Below are 21,345 nucleotides of genomic sequence, written 5' to 3'. Positions count from 1 at the left end.
ATAGCGCCTTGCCCTAAGCTGCGCCGCCCATGCAGATCCTCCGCTTGTTTCGCTGGCGCGCGGCGCTGGCCCTGTGCTTCGCCCTGGCGGCGGGGTGCGCCCGGGCGGCCGACCCGCCGGTTCAGGTCTGCTTCGACGAGGCCGACCACACCCCTTATCTGTACCGCGATGCCCAGGGCCGCTGGCAGGGCGCCACGCTGGCGCTGACGCGCGCCGTGCTGGACCGCGCCGGCCTGGCCGTGCAGTGGCGGCCCATGCCCTGGCCGCGCTGCCTGCGCGAGGTCCAGGAGGTGGCGCAGCGCGGCGAGATCGAGCTGCTGATCTACGGCAGCCGCAACCAGGAGCGCGAGCGCCAGTTCCTGTTCACCCAGCCGCTGCACCGCGTCACCGGCGGCGTCTGGTACTCGCGCCGCAGCTATCCGCAGGGCCCGCGGCTGGAGCGCCTGGAGGACCTGGGTCAGTACCGTCTGTGCGGCATCCATGGCTACAACTACGGCTGGCTGAGCGAGCGCGGCGTGAGCGGTGTGGACAGCGGCGCGCTCTCGCTCAAGGCGGTGCTCGACAAACTGGCGCGCGGGCGCTGCGAGCTGGTGCTGTCTTCGCGCGAGCCGGTGCGCGGGGCCGCCCAGCTCGGCTTCGTCAGCCTGCCCGAGGACTTCGAGTTCCTGCCCTACCCGGGGCGCGAACCGGTGAGCCAGCACCTGCTGGTGGGGCGCGGCTCCCCGCGTGCCGAGGAGCTGCTGCGCCGTCTGGATCAGGCCCTGAGCGAGCTGCATGCCAGCGGCGCCGCGCACAAGCTCTACAAGCCCTTCCTGCCAGACGGCACCGGGCTGCCCTAAGCTCGCATCAGGCCGAAACAGGCCATTCAGGGACGCACAGCGGAGGTGCCCATGCCGGATCCCGATTCCTACGAGCCCACCGAGCCCGCGCCCCTGGACGGCGCGCGCGCCGAGCCAGAGGAATTTGCCTGGCCCACGCCGCCCTTCGCCGCCTACCCGGCGCCGCAGGTGCAGGAGCAGCCCGAGCCGGTCGAGATCACCGCCATCAACGGCGCGCGCAGCGTGGGCCAGCTGCTGCGCCTGCTGCCCGTGCAGCGCCAGGCCCTGCTGCGCCTGCCCAACACCCCGCAGGCCTTGCAGGTGGACTGGGACGAGCTGCTGAGCCTGCGCCTGCTGCGACCGCTGCGCGTGCCGCCGGCGCTGCCGCCCGGCAGCGACGCGGCCGATGCCGCCGACAGCGATTTCGACCGCCGGCCGCGCAGCGAATACCGGCTACGCCTGCGCGGCGGGCAGGTGCTGCAGGGGCAGACCATCGGCCATGTCGAGGACGAAGCCGGCCTGTTCCTGTTTCTGCCGCTGAGCCCCGAGGACGACTCGGTCTGCCGCCTGTTCGTGCCGCGCGAGGCCATCGAGCACTGGGACTATGGACGCCGCATCGGCGAGCTGCTGGTGGAGGACGGTGCGCTCGCGGCGAGCCAGCTCGAACGCGCGGTGGCGGAGCAGCGCCAGCTGCGCGAGCGCCGCGTGGGCGACATCCTGGTGGACAGCCAGATCGTCAGCCCCGAGCAGCTGCTGCAGGCGATGGAGTCGCAATCGCGCATGCCCATCGTGCGCATCGGCGAGGCCCTGGTGGCCATGCAGCTGATCAGCGCCGAGCAGCTGGGTGCCGCGCTGGAGCAGCAGAAGCATGAACGCGGCATGCCGCTGGGCCAGCTGCTGGTGCTGCGTGGCTGGGTGACGCGTGAGCAGCTGCAGTCCGCACTCGCGCGCAAGATGGGCTACCCCACAGTGGACGTGGCGCATTTCCCGGTCGAGCTGCTGGCCCTGCAGCGCCTGCCGCATGCGATGGCGCGGCGCCTGGAGGTGCTGCCCCTGCTGCTGCGCGAGGGCCGGCTGATCGTCGCGATGGAGGACCCGACGCGGCGCGACGTGCTCGAAGAGATCGAGTTCGTGGCCCAGGCCAAGGTGGTGCCCACGCTGGCGCCGCTGGGCCAGCTGGCTCAGGGCATTCGCGCGGCCTACGAGCGCATCGGCGCCATGCAGGGCAACCGGCGCGATGGCGAGCACCTCGATGCGCCGCGTACCGACCAGCTCGTCGAGACCCTGGAGCGCGAGGGCGGCCTGCGCGCCGAGCACGACGAGCGCCCGATCGAGCAGAGCGACAACAACCTGGTGCGCCTGATCAACAGCATGATCCTGGAGGCCCATGCACGCGGCGTCTCGGACATCCACATCGAATGCCAGCCCGGACGCGAGAAGGTGCGCATCCGCTTCCGCCGCGACGGCGTGCTCGCCCCCTACCTGGAGCTGCCGCACACCTACCGCCAGGCGGTGGTGGCGCGCATCAAGGTGATGTGCGACCTCGACATCTCCGAGCGCCGCAAGCCGCAGGACGGCAAGATCAATTTCGCCCGCTTCTCGCAGCGCCACCCGCTGGAGCTGCGCGTCGCCACCATCCCCACCACGCATGGGCTGGAGGACGTGGTGCTGCGCCTGCTGGCCAGCAGCAAGCCGCTCACCATGGACGAGCTGGGCATGGGCGCCCCGCAGCTGGCCGCGCTGCGCGAGGCGGTGGAGCGCCCGCACGGCATGGTGCTGTGCGTGGGCCCCACCGGCTCGGGCAAGACCACCACCCTGCACTCCGTGCTGGCGCATATCAACACCGCCGAGCGCAAGATCTGGACCGCCGAGGACCCGGTCGAGATCACCCAGAGCGGCCTGCGCCAGGTGCAGGTCAACCCGAAGATCGACTGGACCTTCGCGCGTGCGCTGCGCGCGTTTCTGCGCGCCGACCCCGACGTCATCATGGTCGGCGAGATCCGCGACCAGGAGACCGCCGACATCGCCATCGAGGCCTCGCTGACCGGGCATCTGGTGCTCAGCACCCTGCACACCAACAGCGCCGCCGAAACCGTGGGCCGCCTGCTCGACATGGGCTGCGACCCCTTCAACTTCGCCGACTCGCTGATCGCCGTGCTGGCGCAGCGCCTGGTGCGGCGCCTATGCCCCAGCTGCGTGCGCCACCGCCCGCTCGAAGCCCATGAGCGCGAGGCCCTGATGGACGATTACCTGCGCGTGCTGCCGCCCAAACAACGCCCGCAGCGCGCCGAGCTGCTGAGCCACTGGCAGGCGCAGTACGGCATCAAGGGCGTGCTGCAGCATTACGAGGCGCCGGGCTGCGCCGAATGCGAGCACAGCGGCCTGCGCGGCCGCGCCGGCCTGCACGAGCTGCTGATGGTGAGCCCCGGCCTGCGCCAGCTCATCCAGTCCGGCGCCCGCGCCGAGGAAGTCCAGCGCCAGGCGCTGATGGAAGGGATGCACACCCTGCGCCAGGACGGCATCCTCAAGGTGCTGCAGGGCGTCAGCTCAGTGGCCGAAGTGCGGGCGAATACGGCGCACTGAGCACGCACCGAACCGGGTCCTGAGCACCCGGTGACGGCGTGCGAAGAGCCGCCGCCGTCCTGCGGAGGCGGCCGGGCCACTGGCCCTCAGGCCAGCAACTCCGCCACCCGCTGCTGCAGGCCCTGCGGGCTGACCTGGGCCGCCGGCACCGGCTCGCCCACCACCACCTCCACGCGGCTGAACAGGCCGCGGCGGAAGGGCCGCACCATCGCCTTGCCATGCTCCACGCGGCTGAAGAAACTGCCCCAGAGGTTCTTCAGCGCCATCGGGATCACCGGCACCGGGTCGGCCTCCAAGATCTTCATCACGCCGCCCTTGAAGGTCTGCAGCGTGCCGTCGCGGGTGATGCCGCCCTCCGGGAAGATCGCCAGCAGCTCGCCGTCGCGCAGCACGGCGCTGGCTTGCTCGAACGCGCGTGCATAGGTGGCCGGGTCTTCCTTCTGCGGCGCGATCGGGATCGCCTTGGCCAGCTTGAACATCCAGCCCAGCACCGGGATCTTGAAGATGCGGTGGTCCATCACGAAGCGCAGCGGGCGCGGGCTCACGGCCATCAGCAGCACCGCGTCGATGAAGCTGACGTGGTTGCACACCAGCAGCGCCGCGCCCTCGGTGGGGATGTGCTCGGCGCCCTGCAGCTTCAGGCGATAGAAGGTGTGCGAGAGCACGAAGGCGATGAAGCGCAGCAGGTACTCGGGCACCACCAGGAAGATGTAGCTGCCCACCACCGCGTTCAGCAGGCCGATGCACAGGAACAGCTCGGGCACCGTGAAGCCCGCGCCCAGCAGCAGGCCGGCGCTCACGCTGGCCGCGATCATGAAGAGCGCGTTCAGGATGTTGTTGGCGGCAATGATGCGCGCACGGTGCGTGGCCTGGGCGCGCAGCTGGATCAGCGCATACATCGGCACGCTGTACAGGCCCGCGCACAGGGCCAGCAGGGCCAGGTCCAGCATCACGCGCAGATGGCCCGGGGCGGCCACGAAGCTGGCCAGGGTGTGGGCCGGGCCGCTGTGGGGGCTCAGGGCGGTGCAGGCGAAGTACAGGTCCACCGCGAACACCGTCATGCCCAGCGCGCCCAGTGGCACCAGGCCGATTTCCACCATGCGCCGGCTCAGCATCTCGCAGGCCAGCGAGCCGATGGCGATGCCGACCGAGAACACCGCCAGCAGCAGCGAGGCCACGTTCGGGTCGCCCTGCAGCACGTTCTTCGCGAAGACCGGGAAGTTGCCCAGGAACACTGCGCCGACGAACCACATCCAGGAAATGCCCAGCAGCGAGCGGAACACCGCCAGCTGCTGACGTGCGAGCTGCAAGTTGAACCAGGTCTCGCTGACCGGGTTCCAGTTGATCTTCAGTTGCGGGTCGGAGGCCGGCGTGGGCGGCAGCGCCTGGGCGGTGAGCCGCCCGGCCAGCGCCAGGCCCAGGCAGGCCCAGGCCACGTAATGCGGGCCCACGCCGGGCATGGCGATCAGGATGCCGCCGACGATGTTGCCGATCAGGATGGAGACGAAGGTGCCCATCTCCACCATGCCGTTGCCGCCCGTCAGCTCGTTGGGCGCCAGATGCTGCGGCAGGTAGGCGTACTTGACCGGGCCGAACAGGGTGCTGTGCAGGCCGAGCAGGAAGATGCAGGCCAGCAGCGCCGGCACCGTGCTGGTGTAAAGCCCCCAGGCGGCCAGCACCATGATGGCCACTTCGAGCGACTTGATGCCCCGCATCAGCGCGCGCTTGTCGAACTTGTCGGCCAGCTGACCCGAGGTGGCGCTGAACAGCACGAAGGGCAGGATGAACACCGCCCCGATCACCAGCCCGGCCTGCGCCGGCGGCATCCAGCTGATGGAGAGCTGGTAGGTCACCAGCACCGTGAACGCGAACTTGAACAGGTTGTCGTTCGCCGCGCCCAGGAACTGGGTCCAGAAAAAGGGCGCGAAGCGGCGCTGGGCCATCAGGGCGAACTGGCTGGAATGGGATGCGCTCAACTGAGGTCTCCTGCAGAGTGGCCGGGATGCTAGGGCCTGGGAGTGGCTCGGCCTGGACTCGCCTGCCCCAGTACGGATCCAGGGGGCGATCGGTATCGCCAGCCAGCACCGCTCGAATCGGCTGATCCTGCCGCCGCAGACGCGCCGAGGCCGCGCGCCCGACGCTCAATCGTCCACTGGGTTCCCCACACCTGCGGGCAGGGGGTAGGTGAGGCTGCGGGGGTTGAAACGAACCGTCCACTGTTGCGCGGGCAGCAGTTCCTGGCCCCGCCAGCCGCGCTGGACCAGCTCAAGGCTGGCCAGAGAGCCGGCAGCGCCGGGGGCGAAGCGGTAGTCCACCTGAACACGGTAGCAACGCGGTGGCGGACCGTCTTCCCTGGCAGGGGCTTCCGGGCTTTGGCTGGAGGGATCTGCTGCGGGCGCTGTTGTGGCTGGGTGAGCCGGATCCGGTCGATTCGCTGGGTCTGTCCGGCGTGCCTGCCAATGCGCAAACTCGGCATCCAAGTCCTGGCAATTGCCGTCACCCTCTACCAGGGTGGGGATGCTTGCGAGCCGGTGGATCTCTCCGCCAAAGAAGGCCAGGACCCAGACATCGGTGCGTTGCTCCGTGAGCTCCTCGCCATGAAAAGCCTGCTGCACGTTGACCAGCCAGGCCTGCACGCCGGCCCCGAGCGAAACCAGCTCGAGGTCATGCGCGTCCAACCCCATGCCGCGCTCCAGTTCATCTTCCAGAGGCATCTTGCGGTACTGCAGAACGCCGGACTGGGCAACTCGACTGACCGGCACGACGAAGACGGCGCTCTTGTGGTGAGGGAAGGAGTCGGATGTCTGGCCGGATGCGGCGAAGAACAGCGTCTGCTGTCCTTGCGCGTCCGTCACCAGCGCTTGCTGAATCACCCGCATCGCGTAGGGGCTGCCATCCGTGCTGGGCTGCATCCAGGCCTTCCCCATTTCGGAGTACGGGCCGAACTCAATCTGCATGACTTGGCCCAGCAGCAACTTGGCGTCGATGGGAGCCCCCGGAGGAGCGGTGCGGGCCTCTGCGGGGGCTGTTGCCTCGGGTGAGGCTGGGGTGCCCCCCGCGCGCATCCACCAGCCCAGCCCAGCCAGGACCAGGGTCAGGGCCAGCCAGAGCCCCGCTCGCATCGCCGTTCGCTGGATGGGGGAATGCGACAACCGCGGAAGGTCTTTCATTCGTGCCGAGGACAGTGGATGGGACGTCAGGCAGCGATTGGAGAGGGCTTGATCCACTCACCGCGGGCAGTCCCCCATGTTCGGAGGGTCAAGGAGCAACGACTTGTTTCAGGGGGCTTGGAACGCCAGCCACCCCTTCAGGTCCACCAGTACCGCACGAAGTGAAAGAACACAGGCGCCGCGAAGGCCACCGAGTCCAGCCGGTCCAGCAGGCCGCCATGGCCCTCGATCAGCTGGCCCCAATCCTTGACGCCGGCGCCGCGCTTGATGGCCGACATCACCAGCCCGCCCAGAAAGCCCATCACGCAGATGGTGAAGGCCAGGGCTGCCGCCTGCAGCGGGCTGAAGGGGGTGATGGGGTGCAGGGCCGCGCCCAGCAGGGTGGCGCTGGCCACGCCACCGAGCAGGCCCTCCACCGTCTTCGACGGCGAGAGCCGCGGCGCGACCGGCGTGCGGCCCAGCAGCTTGCCCCAGATGTACTGCAGCACATCGCTGCCTTGCGCCACCAGCAGCAGGAAGGCCACCAGTTGCAGGCCGCTGCCGCTCCAGCCGGGGATGGCCAGGGTCTGCAGCGCCGGCACGTGCGAGAGGCAGTAGACGCAGGCCATCAGCCCCCATTGCGCACAGGCGCAGCGGGCCAGGAAGTTGCGCGTGTCGCCGCACTGCGTGGCCAGAATGGGCAGCACCAGGAAGGCGTAGACGGGGATGAAGATGGCGTACAGACCGTACCAGTCGATCGCGATCAGCCCGTACTGCACCGGCAGGAACAGCCAGCACAGGTAGCGCAGCAGGCGCCCGTCCTGCGCCTGCAGGCCGGCCACCCGCGCGTACTCGCGCAGCGCCAGGGCGGATAGGGCGGCGAACAGCAGCAGCAGGCCGAAGCGCTCGAACCAGAAGCTGAAGGCCAGCACGCCCACCATCACCCACCAGGCGTTGATGCGGGCGTTCAGGTTGTCGATTACCGCGTGCGGGCGGCCGCCGGCCACGCGCCACTTGATGAGCCGGGCGGTGCCCGAAGCCAGGCAGAGGGTCAGGGCCAGGCCGGTGAAGAGCTGTTGACTGAAGGAGGACAGGGCCATCACGCACTCCCGAAGAAGAGACCAAGCAGGGCGCAGTGCAGGGCCAGCGCACACAGCGCGCGCAGGCGCCAGCGCGCCAGGCCCTGCAGGCGTTCGGCCAGGTTGCGTCCGCTGGCCGGGCGCAGGCGCAGCCGGGCCAGGCGCTGGTCAAAGGCCTGCATGGCCTGCGGCAGATCCGGCGCGCGCAGCCAGCGCCGCAGCACCCAGGCGTCCAGCCCCAGGCGCAAGGCCAGGTAGGCGAGCAGCAGGGCGCTGAGCAACACGGCGGCACGCGCACCGGCCCCCAGCTGAGGCAGCAGCAGCAGGCCGAGGGCCAGGGCCAGTCCGAGCAGCAGCAGCTCGATGCGCAGGCCGCGCAAGGCCTGTTGCAGCTCGGCCTTCATTGCGCCGCGGCCGCGATGGCCTGCCAATGCGCGGCACTCAGCGCCACGCCGGGGCGAAGCCGCTGCAGCAATCTGGCTGCGGCCGCTGCATCGCGTGCCGCGCCGCTGCGCAGCAGCCAGGTGGCCACGATGGCGGCACTGCGCGAATAGCCCAGTGCGCAGCACACCCAGACAGCCCCGCGCGGGCGCGCGGCCTCGATGGCCTCGGCGCCCCGGCGCAGCTGCTGCGGGCTGGGCACCAGCAGGTCCAGCAGCGGCAGGCGCTCGGCCGCGCCATGGCGCAGCGCCAGCTCGGGCGCGGCATCGATGAGCCCGGCCGGCCGGGCGCGCCGCAGCTCGGCGGCACTGGGCTGGCGCGACAACCACACGCCCGGCCAGACCTCGGTGCGCGCCCGCCCGCCGCGCGTGTGCCAGCGGCTGTTCAGCCAGGCGCCCAGGCGGTAGGGCGCGAGCAGCAGGCGCGGGCCGATCGGGAACTGGCCATCGGCGCGCTTCTGGAAGCCCTCGCCACGGGCGCCGCGGTAGATCCAGGCCACGCCGGCCAGCGCCAGCGCGGTCCAGGCCAGCAGCAGACCGGCCGCACCGATCAGCGCACCGGCCCCGGGCCCCGGCTGGCGCAGACCCAGGGCGACCAGCCCCAAGCCGGCCGCCAGCGCCGCGGCCGCGCCCAGGGCATAGCGACGCGCCAGCCGCCGCCCCAACTGCCCCGCTTGTTCCGCCCCCGCGGCGGGTGCGCGCCCCTCCAGCGGCAGCAGGCTCATGCACAGCAGGCCCAGCGCAGCGCCGGCGGGGATGTCGATGAAGTGGTGCTGGTAGGTCGTCAGCACCGAAACGCCGATCAGCGCGAACCACGCATGCAGGGCCCAGCGCGCCAGGCCCTGCAGACGTTGTGCGTACGGCTGCCAGAGGATCAGCAGCAGCGCGATGTGCAGCGAGGGCGCCTGGTTGTAGGGCTGGTCGAAGCTCATCAGCGCGGCGAACAGCGCCCCGGCCCAGCCCTCGGCGGCGGGGCGCTCGAAGCCGAAGCGCAGCGGCCAGATCAGGAAGCAGGCCACCGCCAGAACCTGCGCCAGCAGCAGGCGGCGGCCATGCGCGTCGAGCGCCTGTGCGCGCCGGAACAGGAAGGGCGAGGCGGCGTAGAAGAGGTTCAGGCTCCAGTAGGGCAGGATGGTCCAGGCCAGGAAGGGGATCTGGGCTTCCCAGGCGAAGGCCAGCGTGGGCACGGCGCCACGCCGGCTGGCCAGGTGGTTGGCCAGGCCATAGCTGGCGTAGAAGAAGGGCCCCAGAAAGGCCAGCCAGAGCAGCGCGCGGCGCTGCAGCGCGCCCAACTTCATGCGGCCACCCGGCGCGCCAGCGCGACGGTGAAGATGCCCCACTCGTCCACGCGCTGGTCCAGCTTCTCGAAGCCGGCCTCGCGCACCAGCTGGTCCATCTCGGCCTGGCTGCGCCGGCGCATCACCCAGGCCTGGCCCTGGCGGTGGCTGGTGAGCGCGCGTGCGATCAGCTCCAGCTGCGGGTGCCAGGGCTGGCCGGTGTAGACGAGGTAGCCGCCCGGCGGCACCGCCTGCGCGATGCCGGCCAGCGAACGGCCGACCTGCTCGTTGCAGGGGAACAGCTCGTACAGGCCCGAGACCACCGCCAGGTTGGGACGCGGCTGCGCCTGCGCCAGGCTGGCGGGGTCGAAGGCATCGGCCTGCTCGAAGCGTGCGATGTCCTGCAGGCCGCGCGTGCGAATCAGCTCCGTGCCCGCCTGCACGTTCAGCGCCGAGTAGTCGCGCAGCAGGACGGCCTCGGGGCGTGGCTGCGCGGGCAGGGCCTCCAGTGCATCCAGCACATAACGGCCATGGCCGGCGGCCACGTCAAGCAGGCGCACGCCCTCGCCCTGGCCTTGCAGGCGCGCCATCGCCTGGCGCAGCAGCTCTTCGACATGGCGCTTGCGCTGGCGGATGCCGCGCCAGCCGATCGAGTTCAGGTAGACGCGGTCGATCAGGCGGCCGAGCCCGCTGCGGCCCTGGGGTTGATTGCGGTAGACGTAGTCGAGCGTGGAGCCGGAATCGAAGCCGGTGCGGCGGCCCAGGCGCAGGCCTTCGGACAGCCAGGCACCCAGGCGCAGGTTCGCGCGCACCAGCGCCCACCAGGCGCCGCGCGGGCTGGCCAGCGGTAGCGGCTGCGCCAGGGCCAGGGCCTCGGCATGGCTGGGGCCCTGGCGGTCGGCCCGGCGCAGGCAGGGCGGCTGCAGGGGGGCGGCAAAGCGGGCCAGCACGAAGCGGCGCACTTCGGCCAGCGCGCGCTCGCGTTCGCGTTCGCCCAGCAGGTCGTGGCGGAAGCCATCGAGCACGCGCAGCTCCTTCACCGGGCTGCCCAGGCGCTCGAAGAAGCGGCGCTGCGGCTTTTCGTGCACCACCCAGTCGCGCCCGGCCACCAGCAGCTGCGTGGGCACCTGGATGGCGGCGGCATCGGCCACCACGCGCTCGGCGGCCTCGTACAGGCCCAGCAGCATGCCCACGGCGATCGGGCGGGTGATCAGCGGGTCGGCCTGGTAGCTCGCCACGCGCTGCGCGTCCTGGCTCAGCTGGCTGGCCTGCACATAGCTGGTGACGAAGAACTCGCCGCGCAGCTTCTGCAGCAGGCGCAGGCCGGGGCGCGCGAAGGGCACGTAGAGCTTGACCTTGAAGGCCGGCGCGGCCAGCACCAGGCCGCGCAGCGGGGGCGCGTAGTCATGCACCCAGGTGGCGGCCAGCACGGCACCCACCGACTGCGCCACCACCACCAGCTCGCTCGCCGCCACGCCGTGCGCCTGCTGCAGGTGCTGCACGAAGTCCTGCAGATCGCGCACCGAGCAGGCCACGCCCGGGCTGTAGCCGCGCGCGCCGGGCGAGCGGCCATGGCCGCGGGCGTCCCAGGCGAACACGTCGAAGCCGGGCAGGTTCAGCTCGTCGGCCAGGTGCGCCATGCGGCCCGAATGCTCGTGGCCGCGGTGCAGCAGCAGCAGCGCGCCCTGGCGCGGCCCCTGCGCGGGCCAGTGCCGGTAGAACAGGCTCTGGCCGTCATGGGTCTGGAATTGGCCCGGGTGTTCGGGCCGGGTGGTGGGGTAGTCCATGGTCAAGCTCCCTTCGTGGCCTTCAGGCCTTGGTGCACACGGTTCACGGTGGTCAGCAGCAACAGGGCGCAGAGCAGCGGCATCAGGCCCGCCAGCCAGCCCGGCAGCTCCGGGCTCAGTGCAATCCAAAGTCCCAGGGCCCCGAGCACGAGCGCGCGGTCGCTCTTGCCCAGCGGGCCCTCATAGCGGCGCGCCGGGCCCAGCACGCCGGCAAATTCGCTCAGCAGGCCCAGGAAGATGAAGGCCGCGACCCACCGCGGGTCGAACGGCGCGACGAAGGCCAGTGGCAGGGCCAACGCGGCGTCGCTGAGCACATCGCCCAGCTCGTTCAGGTAGGCGCCCAGGCGGCTCTGCTGGCCGTGCTCGCGCGCCAACATGCCGTCCACCGCGTTCAGCGCCATGCGCAGCAGCAGCCAGAGGGGCAGCAGCGCAAAGGCGGCGCGCGGCAGCACGCACAGGGCCAGACCGAGGGCCACGGAAAGCAGGGCCGCCAGCACGGTGACCTGGTTGGCGGTGACACCGGCCGCGGCCAAACGGCGCACGGCGGGGCGCAACCCCCGCTGGAAGCGGGGTTTGAGGGCATAGAGCGTCATGGTGGGGAGCCGCTCAGCGGCTGGGTCTAGCGGATGTAGACGGGAGCGCCGCCGAAGCGGTTCTGTTGCAGCCAGGTCAGCACCGCGTCGGCGCCGACGGTGTCGATGCGGCCGGCGAAGCGCTGGGCATTGGGGTGGTCGTCAAAGGCCACATTGGCGCGGGTGGCGCGCGCACCCAGCCGCGTCATCGCATTGATGTGCAGCCGGCTCGGCTGGAAGCCCTTGAGCTTGAGCCAGGCCTGCGCCGTCTCGCGGTCGCGCACGCCGGGTTCGATGAGCGCAAAGGTTTCCAGCAGCCACTGGTTGCTCTGCTGGTAGCGCGTGCCCCAGGCGTAGCTGACCATGCTGTAGCGCGGCTGGTGCAGGCGCTGCACGGCGCGGCTGTCGCGCAGCAGCGGCGCCAGCTGCTCGGCGGCCTGGCCTTGCAGGGGCACGAAGGCGGCCTCGTAGCGGTGCGGGCTGTCCAGGAAGAACTCGCCCAGGCCCTGGCGGTACAGGCCGGCGCGGTCGCTGCCGCAGTCGTTGAGCTTGTGCACCACGCGCCAGGTGCCGGGCGCATCGCCCGCACCACCCGCAGCCGGCGGCTTGAGGCGGTAGGCAAAGCCCAGGTGCGACCAGCGCAGGCCGTAGGCGCTCAGGTCTTGCCCGGCACGGGCCAGCACCACCACCTCGGCGCCGCTGGCGTCCAGCGCACGGGCGGTGCGCTCGGCCAGTTCCAGGCCGCGCGTCACGGTCTCGACCTTCGGGGGCTGGGTGTCGCAGCTGCGGCCGGCCTGCGCCGCGCCCGCCAGCAGGGCCAAGGTCAGAACCAGGGCTTTGAGCATGGTGATCAGCGCGTGATCGGTTCGTGGTGCAGCAGGGCCTCGCCGATGGCGCTGGGCACGAAGGCGATGGCCTGGCCGGCGGCCGAGAGCACATGCCCGGCAGAGATCGCCGTGACGGTGATGACCGTGCCGGCTGCCAGCAGCGAGGACTGCGCGAGCTGGCCGCTGAAGCGGATGCTGGCACGCACGCCGTCGCTGGCGCGCTCCACCACCCAGACGGTGCCGACGGCGCTGGCTTGGACCGCAACGACCGTCAGCACCACGCCGCCGGACAGCACGACCACCGGCGCCGCCACCGACACCGCCACCGGCAGGGCCGAGAGGGCGCTGGCCTCGGACGGATCGCCGTGCGCCCGGGCCACCGGGCTGGCAAGGCACAGCAGCAGACTCAGGCAGACAAGAGAGGTGCGCATGAAGAACTCCTTATTCGCTCGGGTGATGCGGACGCACACGACGGTCCTCGTAGGCGTCCCGCAGGGTCTTGGCCAGGGTGAAGGTGGAAGAGATCAGGAACAGCCAGCTCACCAGCATGAAAGCGGCATAGGGCGGGCTGATCTCCAGCTCCCACAGGCCCCAGCCGGTGAGGCCCATGGCCGCTGCGAAGCTGCCCCAGACCACAAAGCTCCAGCCCGGGGTCTCGGGCATGCCGGCATGGCGGTCGCGCACATGCTTGGCCAGCACGAACACGGCGCAGAGGCAGAACACATAGGCCATCACCATGAAGGCACGCTCGATCGGCGAGACGGGCAAATAGGCCAGGCCCGTGCCACACAGCAGCACGGCGATGCCGAACGAGATCCAAACCTGCAGCTGCCAGGCCTTGGTGTCACGTGGGGCGCGAGGGGTGTTCATCAGGGGCTCCGGGTTCGTTGTGGGGCGCATAGTGTCTGCGCGCCTCCACGGGGTCAAAGCCTTCAGGAACGGTTTCAGTTGTTGCGCCATTCGGTATCGCGGCGCGATGCCGAGGCGAAGTGGCGGGCGGTATGGAAGACCGCGGTATCGAAGGCCTGGTCCTGCCAACGCAGGCTGCGCTTGAGCGCCAGATCGAAGAGCAGCGGGTTGTGGGCGCGCAGGGCCTGCAGGCCGGCCACCTGCTGCTGCTCCAGCAAGCCGGCGCGCACCAGGGCAGGCAAGCGCACCAACGGGGCCAGGCCGGGCAGGGGGTGGTCGGAGCCATGCAGCAGGCGGGGCTGCCAGTCACGCCGCGTCAGCAGGGTACGCAGCACCTCGGGTGATCGATTGACCTGCGTGACGGCGGACACATCGCCGAGCAGCAGATCCTCCCAACCCGGCTCGTCCATCAGGCGCGCGAACAGCTCGAAGGCCGGGCGCTTCGGTGTGCTGCGCCGGTCCAGGTCTTCGGCATAGCCGAGCGAAGCGCAATGCGCCACGATGACGCGCACCCCCTGGCGCAGCGCGGCGCGCACGCGCAGCGGGTTGCCGAAGTCCTGCCGGCCCATGCCGGGCACGGCGTGTTCGTCGCCGCAGTGAATGATCAGTTGCGTGCGGCTGCGCGCCAGGCGTTCGTAGAAGGGACTGCAGGCCGGATCGGCGGGGTCGATGCCCATGCTGCTGGGCAGCCATTTGATGGCCAGCGCGCCCTGGGTCAAGGCCTGCTCCAGGGCTTCCAGCGCATCGGCACGGTAGGGGTGGATGGAGGCGACGAAACCGAAGCGCTCCGGGTGCGCGGCCGCAACTTGTGCTGCATAGGCATTGGGCACATGAAAGGTGGTGCCGCCCGCACAGGCCTGGCCGCTGGCGTCATGGGCCTGCTCAAAGGCGTAGAGCAACCAGCGCGCGCCGGGTGGGAAGCCCTCAGCCAGTTGCAGCAGGCGCTGCACATAGGCGCGGTCCACTGAAGGCGCGTGGGCCGGTACCCCCGCGCCGTGCAGGATGGCGCGTTTGCGGGCGTACTCCACGGGGTGCCACCACTGGTCCAGCGAAGGGTGCAGGGTGCATCCGGAGCCCGAGTCGCCAGTGCCGAGCAAATGGCAATGCGCGTCCCACAGCTGGCGGGCGTCCAGCCCATCCAGCGCCTGATGGGCCAAAGCATGGGCGCCATTCGGCGCGGTGGACGTGGCGGCCGCCAGCTCGGAGAACAGGCCGGCCGCGGCCAGTGCACCGCAGCAGAGGAGTCGTCGTCTTTGCATGGTCGTGGCTCTGTAGAGGCCGCGATGCTGGCGAACCCGCCAGGGCTTGACCAGCGTCCAGTCGGTCGGGCCGATCTGATGCTTCGCCCGGTATCGCCATGCGCGCCCGAGCGCGCTTTGTCTCTCCGCACCTTCCCGGAGGACGCTGCCGCAGCGCAGGCGTACAACAACTTGTCACGATCAGGTGGCCGGCCCACGGGCGGGCCTTCCAAGAACCTGGCGCGGGGCTGCCCGCAGCCGGCAAGCGATGAGGCCCCAGACCATGCGTGGAACCGTCCTGCCCCTGGTATTGCTCTGTCTGCTGGCGGTACGCCCAGCCGCGCACGCGGCCGACAGCCCGCCTTTGCAGGTGCAGCGCTTCGAGGTGCAGGGCAACACCCTGTTGCCGGCCGAGCGCATCCAGGCGCGCTTGGCGCCCTTCCAGGGCAGCAGCAGCGTGGCCCGCTTGCGCGAGGCGGCGGCGGCGCTGCAGGCGCTGTACCGCGAGGCCGGTTACGGCGGCGTGGTGGCATTCGTGCCCGAGCAGACCCTGAGCGGCGGCGTGGTGCAGCTGCGCGTGGTGGAGGGGCAGCTCAGCGCCGTCGAGGTGCGCGGTGTGCCGGCCGCGCAGCACGAGGCGGTGCGCGCGCGCCTGCCCGCGCTGCAGATCGGCCGCACGCCCGAGGTGCGCCGGCTGGACGCGCAAATCCAGCTGGCCAACGAAAACCCCGCCCACCAGACCCAGGTGCTGCTGCAGCCCGGCGCGCAGCCGGGCCAGGTGGGCGCGGTGCTGACGGTGCAGCAGCAGCCCCCCAGTCGCTGGCACGCGCGGCTGGACAACAGCGGCGGCGAGCGCACCGGCCGCTGGCGTGCCGCGCTGGGCTGGCAGCACGCCAACTTCGCCGGCGGCGACCGCGTGCTCAGCACCGAGTTCCAGACCGCGCCCGAGGAGCCTTCGGCCGTCAAGGTCTTCAGCGCCGGCCTGCGCCAGCCCTTCTATGCCAGCCTGCTGGCACTGGATGCCTACGGTGCCTGGTCCGATGTGGACGGCGGCACCAGCCAGACGGCCGCGGGTGACCTGGCCTTTTCCGGCCGCGGCCGCGTGATGGGCCTGCGCCTGAGCCGCTACCTGGAGCGCGTCGGCAATGTGGACCAGCGCCTGCAAGTGGCGCTGGAGCAGCGCCACTACCTGAACGACTGCTCGATTGCCGGGCTGCCGCCCGGCGCCTGCGGCTCGGCCGGCGCCAGCGTGCGCCTGCAGCCGCTCAGCCTGGGCTACACCGCGCAGGCGGTGGAGCGCATCCGCTGGGGCCTGCATGCCAGCCTGCAGACCAATCTGGCCCTGGGCGGGGGCGACGGCCGCCAGGCCGACTTCGAGGCCGTCCGCCCCGACGCCAAGCGCCGCTATGCCTTGCTGCGCTTCGGCAGCAACCTGGGTCTGCCGCTGGACGACTGGGGCAGCCTGGAGCTGCAGCTGAACGGCCAGCTCAGCCCCGACGCCCTGGTGCCCGCCGAGGCCTTCGGCCTGGGCGGCCAGTTCAGCGTGCGCGGCTACGAGGAGCGCGAGCTCAATGGCGACTCCGGCCTGCAGGCCAGCCTGGAGTGGTGGAGCCCGAACTGGGGGGCGCGCTTCAGCGAACGCTGGCGCCTGCAGGGCATCGTGTTCGCCGACCTGGGCTGGGCGCGCAACCGCGGCAGCACACCCTGCGTGAACACGCGCCGCCACTGCGAGCTGGCCAGCCTGGGCCTGGGCCTGCGCGCGGGCCAGGGCGACACCCAGCTGCGCCTGGATGTGGGCGTGGCGCTGAAAGACGCGCTGCAGACCCGGCGCGACGACGTCCACGCCCACTTCAGCCTCCAACACCGCTTCTAAGGCCGGGAGAGTCGACATGAACCGCTTTCCGACGCTTCGCCCGCTCGCCCGCGCCCTGATCGCGCTGTGCTGCACGCCCGCCTTGGCCGCCACCCTGCCCGCCGGTCTGCAGGTGCAGCAGGGCCAGGCCCAGTTGCAGCAGCAGGGCAACCAGCTGACGGTGCGCAACAGCCCGAACGCCATCCTGAACTGGCAGAGCTTCTCGATCGGCCCCGGCGCCGGCGTGTACTTCGAGCAGGCCAATGCCAGCTCCAAGGTGCTGAACCGCGTGGTCGGCAGCGACCCCTCGCAGATCCTCGGCAGCCTGGGCTCGAACGGCCAGGTCTGGCTGCTGAACCCGCACGGCGTGCTGTTCGGTGCCGGCGCGCGCGTGGATGTGGCCAGCCTCGTCACGTCTACGCTGAGTCTCAGCGACGCCGACTTCATCAGCGGCCGCTACCGCTTCAGCGCCGACCAGGGCGCCAGCCTGCGCAACGAGGGCCAGCTGCGCGGCAGCCTGGGCGGGCAGATCGTGCTGTTAGGCGGCCGGGTGGAGAACACGGGTTCGATCGAGGCTGGCCAGGTGCAGCTGGCCGCGGCGCGTCAGGTGGAGTTGGTGGACAGCGGCGCGCCCAACCTCGCCGTGCGCGTCGACGTGCCCGCTGGCGAGGTGCTGAACCTGGGCGCCTTGAGCGCGCCGGGCGGCCGCATCGACGTGCATGCCGCCAGCGTCAACCAGCAGGGTCTGGTGCAGGCCGACTCGCTCGGCACCGACGCCCAGGGCCGCATCGTGCTGCAGGCCAGCCAGCGCCTGAGCCTGGGCGCGGGCAGCGTCACCGCCGCCGCCGGCGGCGAGATCCAGCTGCTGGGCCAGGAAGTGGCCCTGCTCGATGGCACCCGCGCGGACACCTCGGCGCCCGCGGGCGGCGGGCGCATCTATGTGGGTGGCGGGGCCGGCGGTCGCGATGCGGCACTGCCCAACGCCCGCGCCGTCTACATGGGCCCGCAGGCCGAACTGCGCGCCGACGCCACGCAGGCCGGCGACGGCGGCTCGATCTGGCTGTGGAGCAACGAGGCCACGCGCGCCTACGGGCACTTCAGCGCCCAGGGCGGACCGCAGGGCGGCAACGGCGGCTTCGTGGAGACCTCGGGCGGCTGGTTGGATGCGCGGCCCGCCGGCCTGAACCTGCAGGCGCCGGGCGGCCGAGCCGGCAACTGGCTGATCGATCCGAACAACATCCTGGTGTCGGACACCGCCAGCAACACCAACATCAGCGCCGGCCCGCTCTTCACCAGCACGGGCGACGACTCCACGATCGCCACCGCCACCATCGCGGCGGCGCTGAATGCGGGCAATTCCGTCACCATCGCCACGGCCAGCGCGGGCGCCAACAGCCAGGCTGGCGACATCACCGTGGATGGCATGAACCTGGTGGTGGCGCCGCCAGCCGGGGTGTCGCTCACCTTCGACGCCCACCGCCACATCGGCATGCGCAACAGCCGCGTGCAAACGACCGGCAACCCGCTCAACCTCTTCGTGCAGGCGGCCCGTGGCAGCTCCGGTGCCATTGCCATCGTGGACTCGGTGATCGACACGCGCGGCGGCAACGTGACGATCGGCAGCCAGACCTCGCGCCAGCTGGAGTTCGAGGGCGGCTTCACCCCCGACGCCTACGCCGCGGCGCTCGCCGATCTCACGAGCGCTCCGTTCGCACCCGCGTCCCGCATCGGGATCTACCTCAACGGCAGCCTCTTCGACCTGGGAAGCGGCACGTTCTCGGCCCAGGCCGGAACCGCCACCAGCGTGGGCGGCCGGGCCACCGCCATCCGCGTCGACGGCACGGGCGTCAACCCCATGGAAATTCGCGCCCGGGTCATCAACATGGTGGGTGCCGCGGGCAGCGGCCCCCTGGTGGCGGGAACCGTTTTGCCGGAGCGTGGCATCGATCTGCGCGCCAACACGCATCTGATCGCCACCGATCGCCTGTGGTTGCGCGGCTTCGGTGGCAGCGGGGTGCGCGGCAACAACGCGCGCCTCACGCTCAACGCCAGCTCCTCCAGTGCTGAACTGCGGATCGATGGGCAGATCAACCAGCTGGCTGAGTTTGGTGGCGCCGGCGTGTCGGCCAATGCGTACAGCGGGCCGGCCTTGATTACCGCCACCGGGGGCACAGTGACCCTTGTCTCCAACCGCAGCAGCTTCATTAGCGGCAGTGCGGCCGATGAGCAACTGCTCGACGCCGCGGCGGCCAGCCTGGTGCGCCTGGAAGGCACCAACCGCGGCGTGAGCCTGGGCGCGGGCATCCTGCGCGGCCCGAGCAACGGCGTGTTCGAACTGGTCGGCCCGCAAGTTGCCAACAGCGGCTTCGTGCAGATCATCGACGCCACCGTGCAGGCCGGTGGGCGCTTCAGCGCCAGCGCGGGCCGCATGCTCCTGACGGGTTCGGAAATCGTGTCCAGTGGCGCCCCGCTCAACATCAACCTGGAAAGCCGGGATTCGCGCCTGGCAGTGTTTGACAGCCGCCTGGCGGCTGGGGGCGGAGCGATCGGCCTGCGTGCCCTGGGTGGCTTTGGAGAGTTGCCGGGCGAGTACGGCGATCACGCCTTCGGCATCCAGGTGCGCGACAGCCAGCTGAGCGCCCCGGGCCCCACCGGCCGCATCGAGATGAGCGGTGTGGCGCCCGACCCCGCCAGCCCGGAACTGGCCGGCCAGAGTCTCGCCCTGGTGGGCGTGGCCTTGCTCAACAGCAATCTGCAGGCCGAGACCATCGAGCTGACCGGCAGCTCGCGCAATGGCGCCGGGCACAGCGGCATGGGTGTGGCGGTGTACGAGCGCAGCACCTTGAGCGGCGGCACCATTCGGCTCACCGGAACCGGCGCCGACGACTTTGGCGTGCGCCTTGCCAACAACGCCGGCACCGTCACCGCCACCAAGGACTTGATCCTGACCGGCCGCGAATCCCTCGGGACCTCCGCCACCATCGAAGTTGCCGGCCCGTGGCGCCTGAGCGCGGGCAGCACCCTCTTGCTGGATGGCACGGGTAACAGCGTCGGGCTGGAGAACGACACCCAGGGCGCAGGGACCCCGCAGCTGTCCGCCGGCAGCCTGCTCCACCTCAAGCTCACCGAGCGCGCCCCGAACGCGGTGGTGAGCAGCGCCGAACTTCGTCAACTCGGCGAGAACCTGCGCGACATGCCCAGCGCTGCGGTCACGCGCATCACCATTGAAGGGCAGCTGGTGAGCTTTGCAGGGGTGCTGGGCATTCCCTCGCGCCTGCAACTGGCGATCGATGACTTCACCCTGCTGCCCGGTGCCGCCCTGCGCTCCACCGCCCCCGGCGACGCCATCACCCTGCTCGGCGCCGACGGCAGCAGCCCTATGCAGCGCTTCAGCAACGAGGCCGGGGCGGATGCCCTGCAAACGCCGAATGGCCGCTGGCTCGTCTTCATGGACCAGGGCAGCACCGGCAGCCTGGGGGCGCTGAGCCCCAGCTTCACGCAGTACAGCGTCAGCCCCGCCGCCTTCAGCCGCGATGCCAGCGGCAACCTCGTCGTCGGTGCCGCCGGCAGCGGCGCCTTCTACCGTTCCGGCCCGCCCAGCACCAGCGCCAGCGTGGCGCCCGCGGCGGTGGACACCCAGGTGGCCCTGGGCACGGCGCTGACGCAGAGCGCGCCGCTGGTGCAACTCTCCACCCCCAGCGAGGGCCGCACCCTCGACGCCCTGCCCGGCGTGGCCCAGGGCAGCGGTGGCACCAGCTTCACGCCCATCAACAGCAGCCAGATGTCGCGCGCCGAGCTCATCACCCTGCTGGCCGCGCGCGACAACTACAAGAAGAAGGTCTTCGCCGACGCCCTGCACCGCCTGCAGCTGGACCCGGCCCTGGCGGATGTACGTCCCTGCACCAGCGAGCCCGAACTGGCCAGCGGCCAGTGCCTGATCACCGAGGCGCTGAAGGCGCAGATCCAGGCCGCCCGCCTGGCCAGCACGACGCCCCAGGCCGCGCCCGCCGCCAAGACCCAGACCGGGCTGGAGCGCCTGCGCCGCGCCCAGGCGCGCAAGGTGCGCGAGGCCGCGCTGCCCACCATCGCGCGCAAGGTGGCGCTGCTGATCGGCGTCAACGACTACCAGGACGACCGCGTGGCCGACCTGAGCGGCGCGCTCGACGACGTGCGCGCCATGCAGCGCCTGCTCGAAGAGCAGCTCGGCTACGAGACCCTGACGCTGGAAAACGCCAGCAAGGAAGCCATGGTGCGCGCGCTCAACCAGCTCGCGCTCGAGACCGACGGCAACGACTCCGTGCTGATCTACTACGCCGGCCACGGCGTCGTCGAACCCAGCGCCAACATGGGCTACTGGCTGCCCGCCGACAGCCGTGCCGACCAGCCGCAGAGCTGGCTCAGCAATGCCGACATCGCCCGCCTGGTGGGTCTGATCGGCGCGCGCCAGACCCTGCTGGTCTCAGACAGTTGCTACTCCGGCACCCTGGCCGGCAGCGAGAAGGTGCAAGTGGACCGCAGCGCCGCCCCCGACAGCCTGCTCAGCCGCAAGGCCGTGGTGGTGCTCTCCTCCGGCGGCAACGAACCCGTGGCCGACACCGGGCGCGACGGCCACTCCGTGTTCGCCTGGCATCTGATGGAGCGGCTCAAGCAGCTCAGCGCCTGGCAGATCGGCAACCAGCTCTACGAGCGTGTGCGCTTCGAGGTGGCGCGCGAGTTCCCGCAGACCCCGCGCTACGGCGCCGCACGCGCGGCCGGGCACCAGGACAACACTGACTACCTGTTCGAAAAGCGCAGCCTGGAGAAATAGATACTGC

15 protein-coding genes are annotated in these 21,345 nt (G+C 71.0%); 4 read left to right on the top strand and 11 right to left on the bottom strand.

Going from position 1 to position 21,345, the window contains the following annotated elements; all coding sequences use genetic code 11:
- Positions 1-29 precede the first annotated feature (29 nt).
- Together I7X39_RS20570 and I7X39_RS20565 are read left to right on the top strand one after the other, a co-directional pair.
- Positions 30-839, top strand: coding sequence for a substrate-binding periplasmic protein (locus I7X39_RS20570; protein ID WP_198113102.1), 810 nt, complete (start codon positions 30-32; stop codon positions 837-839).
- Between the two features lie 51 nt (positions 840-890).
- Positions 891-3,401, top strand: a complete 2,511-nt coding sequence (locus tag I7X39_RS20565) for an ATPase, T2SS/T4P/T4SS family (RefSeq protein ID WP_232352091.1) — start codon at positions 891-893, stop codon at positions 3,399-3,401.
- An 86-nt stretch (positions 3,402-3,487) separates the two neighbouring features.
- Here the strand turns inward: I7X39_RS20565 and I7X39_RS20560 are convergent, their stop codons facing one another.
- The 11 genes from I7X39_RS20560 to I7X39_RS20510 all read right to left on the bottom strand — a co-directional run bounded on the left by I7X39_RS20560 (position 3,488) and on the right by I7X39_RS20510 (position 14,700).
- Positions 3,488-5,344 (bottom strand): MFS transporter, encoded by a 1,857-nt coding sequence (locus I7X39_RS20560; protein ID WP_198113134.1) that lies wholly within the window; start codon positions 5,342-5,344, stop codon positions 3,488-3,490.
- Positions 5,345-5,542: 198 nt separating this feature from the next.
- Positions 5,543-6,358 (bottom strand): hypothetical protein, encoded by an 816-nt coding sequence (locus I7X39_RS20555; protein ID WP_198113100.1) that lies wholly within the window; start codon positions 6,356-6,358, stop codon positions 5,543-5,545.
- Between the two features lie 350 nt (positions 6,359-6,708).
- Positions 6,709-7,650 carry a phosphatidate cytidylyltransferase gene (locus I7X39_RS20550; protein WP_198113098.1) on the bottom strand — a complete coding sequence of 314 codons (942 nt, stop codon included), beginning with the start codon at positions 7,648-7,650 and terminating at the stop codon, positions 6,709-6,711.
- The gene (locus I7X39_RS20545) at positions 7,650-8,033 is read right to left on the bottom strand and encodes a hypothetical protein (protein WP_198113096.1); all 384 of its coding nucleotides are present in this window, start codon (positions 8,031-8,033) and stop codon (positions 7,650-7,652) included. Before I7X39_RS20545 ends, I7X39_RS20550 begins: the two co-directional genes overlap by 1 nt.
- A complete protein-coding gene (locus I7X39_RS20540) occupies positions 8,030-9,367 on the bottom strand; it encodes a phosphatase PAP2/dual specificity phosphatase family protein (RefSeq protein ID WP_198113094.1) in 1,338 nt (445 codons plus the stop codon). The genes I7X39_RS20545 and I7X39_RS20540 overlap by 4 nt, the downstream gene beginning before the upstream one ends.
- Entirely contained in the window at positions 9,364-11,133 is a 1,770-nt protein-coding gene (locus I7X39_RS20535) for a bifunctional alpha/beta hydrolase/class I SAM-dependent methyltransferase (RefSeq protein ID WP_198113092.1), read from the bottom strand. Before I7X39_RS20535 ends, I7X39_RS20540 begins: the two co-directional genes overlap by 4 nt.
- Before the next feature lie 2 nt (positions 11,134-11,135).
- Positions 11,136-11,726 (bottom strand): CDP-alcohol phosphatidyltransferase family protein, encoded by a 591-nt coding sequence (locus tag I7X39_RS20530; RefSeq protein WP_198113090.1) that lies wholly within the window; start codon positions 11,724-11,726, stop codon positions 11,136-11,138.
- 26 nt (positions 11,727-11,752) lie between these two features.
- The gene (locus I7X39_RS20525; protein ID WP_198113088.1) at positions 11,753-12,550 is read right to left on the bottom strand and encodes a DUF2145 domain-containing protein; all 798 of its coding nucleotides are present in this window, start codon (positions 12,548-12,550) and stop codon (positions 11,753-11,755) included.
- A gap of 5 nt (positions 12,551-12,555) precedes the next feature.
- Positions 12,556-12,963 (bottom strand): hypothetical protein, encoded by a 408-nt coding sequence (locus I7X39_RS20520; protein WP_198113086.1) that lies wholly within the window; start codon positions 12,961-12,963, stop codon positions 12,556-12,558.
- Between the two features lie 10 nt (positions 12,964-12,973).
- A complete protein-coding gene (locus I7X39_RS20515; protein ID WP_259376463.1) occupies positions 12,974-13,402 on the bottom strand; it encodes a YiaA/YiaB family inner membrane protein in 429 nt (142 codons plus the stop codon).
- 74 nt (positions 13,403-13,476) lie between these two features.
- On the bottom strand, positions 13,477-14,700 hold the full coding sequence (locus tag I7X39_RS20510) for an amidohydrolase family protein (RefSeq protein WP_198113082.1): 1,224 nt from the start codon (positions 14,698-14,700) through the stop codon (positions 13,477-13,479).
- 262 nt (positions 14,701-14,962) lie between these two features.
- Between I7X39_RS20510 and I7X39_RS20505 the strand changes: the two genes are divergently transcribed.
- Positions 14,963-16,552: a ShlB/FhaC/HecB family hemolysin secretion/activation protein gene (locus tag I7X39_RS20505; protein WP_198113080.1), complete on the top strand. Its 1,590-nt coding sequence runs from the start codon at positions 14,963-14,965 to the stop codon at positions 16,550-16,552.
- A 16-nt stretch (positions 16,553-16,568) separates the two neighbouring features.
- A complete protein-coding gene (locus tag I7X39_RS20500; protein WP_198113077.1) occupies positions 16,569-21,338 on the top strand; it encodes a two-partner secretion domain-containing protein in 4,770 nt (1,589 codons plus the stop codon).
- Positions 21,339-21,345: the final 7 nt, after the last annotated feature.

Source organism: Inhella proteolytica, from assembly GCF_016093275.1.
In the GTDB taxonomy this organism is placed as follows: domain Bacteria; phylum Pseudomonadota; class Gammaproteobacteria; order Burkholderiales; family Burkholderiaceae_C; genus Inhella; species Inhella proteolytica.
The sequence above is the reverse complement of the archived record's forward strand: the minus strand, read 5'-3'. Positions and strand labels throughout refer to the sequence as shown.

Coding starts and splice junctions, on each gene's coding strand:
- I7X39_RS20555 (WP_198113100.1), bottom strand. CDS start 6,358: ATGCAGATTGAGTTCGGCCCGTACTCCGAAATGGGGAAGGCCTGGATG.
- I7X39_RS20535 (WP_198113092.1), bottom strand. CDS start 11,133: ATGGACTACCCCACCACCCGGCCCGAACACCCGGGCCAATTCCAGACC.
- I7X39_RS20550 (WP_198113098.1), bottom strand. CDS start 7,650: ATGGCCCTGTCCTCCTTCAGTCAACAGCTCTTCACCGGCCTGGCCCTG.
- I7X39_RS20515 (WP_259376463.1), bottom strand. CDS start 13,402: ATGAACACCCCTCGCGCCCCACGTGACACCAAGGCCTGGCAGCTGCAG.
- I7X39_RS20540 (WP_198113094.1), bottom strand. CDS start 9,367: ATGAAGTTGGGCGCGCTGCAGCGCCGCGCGCTGCTCTGGCTGGCCTTT.
- I7X39_RS20525 (WP_198113088.1), bottom strand. CDS start 12,550: ATGCTCAAAGCCCTGGTTCTGACCTTGGCCCTGCTGGCGGGCGCGGCG.
- I7X39_RS20505 (WP_198113080.1), top strand. CDS start 14,963: ATGCGTGGAACCGTCCTGCCCCTGGTATTGCTCTGTCTGCTGGCGGTA.
- I7X39_RS20510 (WP_198113082.1), bottom strand. CDS start 14,700: ATGCAAAGACGACGACTCCTCTGCTGCGGTGCACTGGCCGCGGCCGGC.
- I7X39_RS20565 (WP_232352091.1), top strand. CDS start 891: ATGCCGGATCCCGATTCCTACGAGCCCACCGAGCCCGCGCCCCTGGAC.
- I7X39_RS20560 (WP_198113134.1), bottom strand. CDS start 5,344: ATGGCCCAGCGCCGCTTCGCGCCCTTTTTCTGGACCCAGTTCCTGGGC.
- I7X39_RS20530 (WP_198113090.1), bottom strand. CDS start 11,726: ATGACGCTCTATGCCCTCAAACCCCGCTTCCAGCGGGGGTTGCGCCCC.
- I7X39_RS20570 (WP_198113102.1), top strand. CDS start 30: ATGCAGATCCTCCGCTTGTTTCGCTGGCGCGCGGCGCTGGCCCTGTGC.
- I7X39_RS20520 (WP_198113086.1), bottom strand. CDS start 12,963: ATGCGCACCTCTCTTGTCTGCCTGAGTCTGCTGCTGTGCCTTGCCAGC.
- I7X39_RS20500 (WP_198113077.1), top strand. CDS start 16,569: ATGAACCGCTTTCCGACGCTTCGCCCGCTCGCCCGCGCCCTGATCGCG.
- I7X39_RS20545 (WP_198113096.1), bottom strand. CDS start 8,033: ATGAAGGCCGAGCTGCAACAGGCCTTGCGCGGCCTGCGCATCGAGCTG.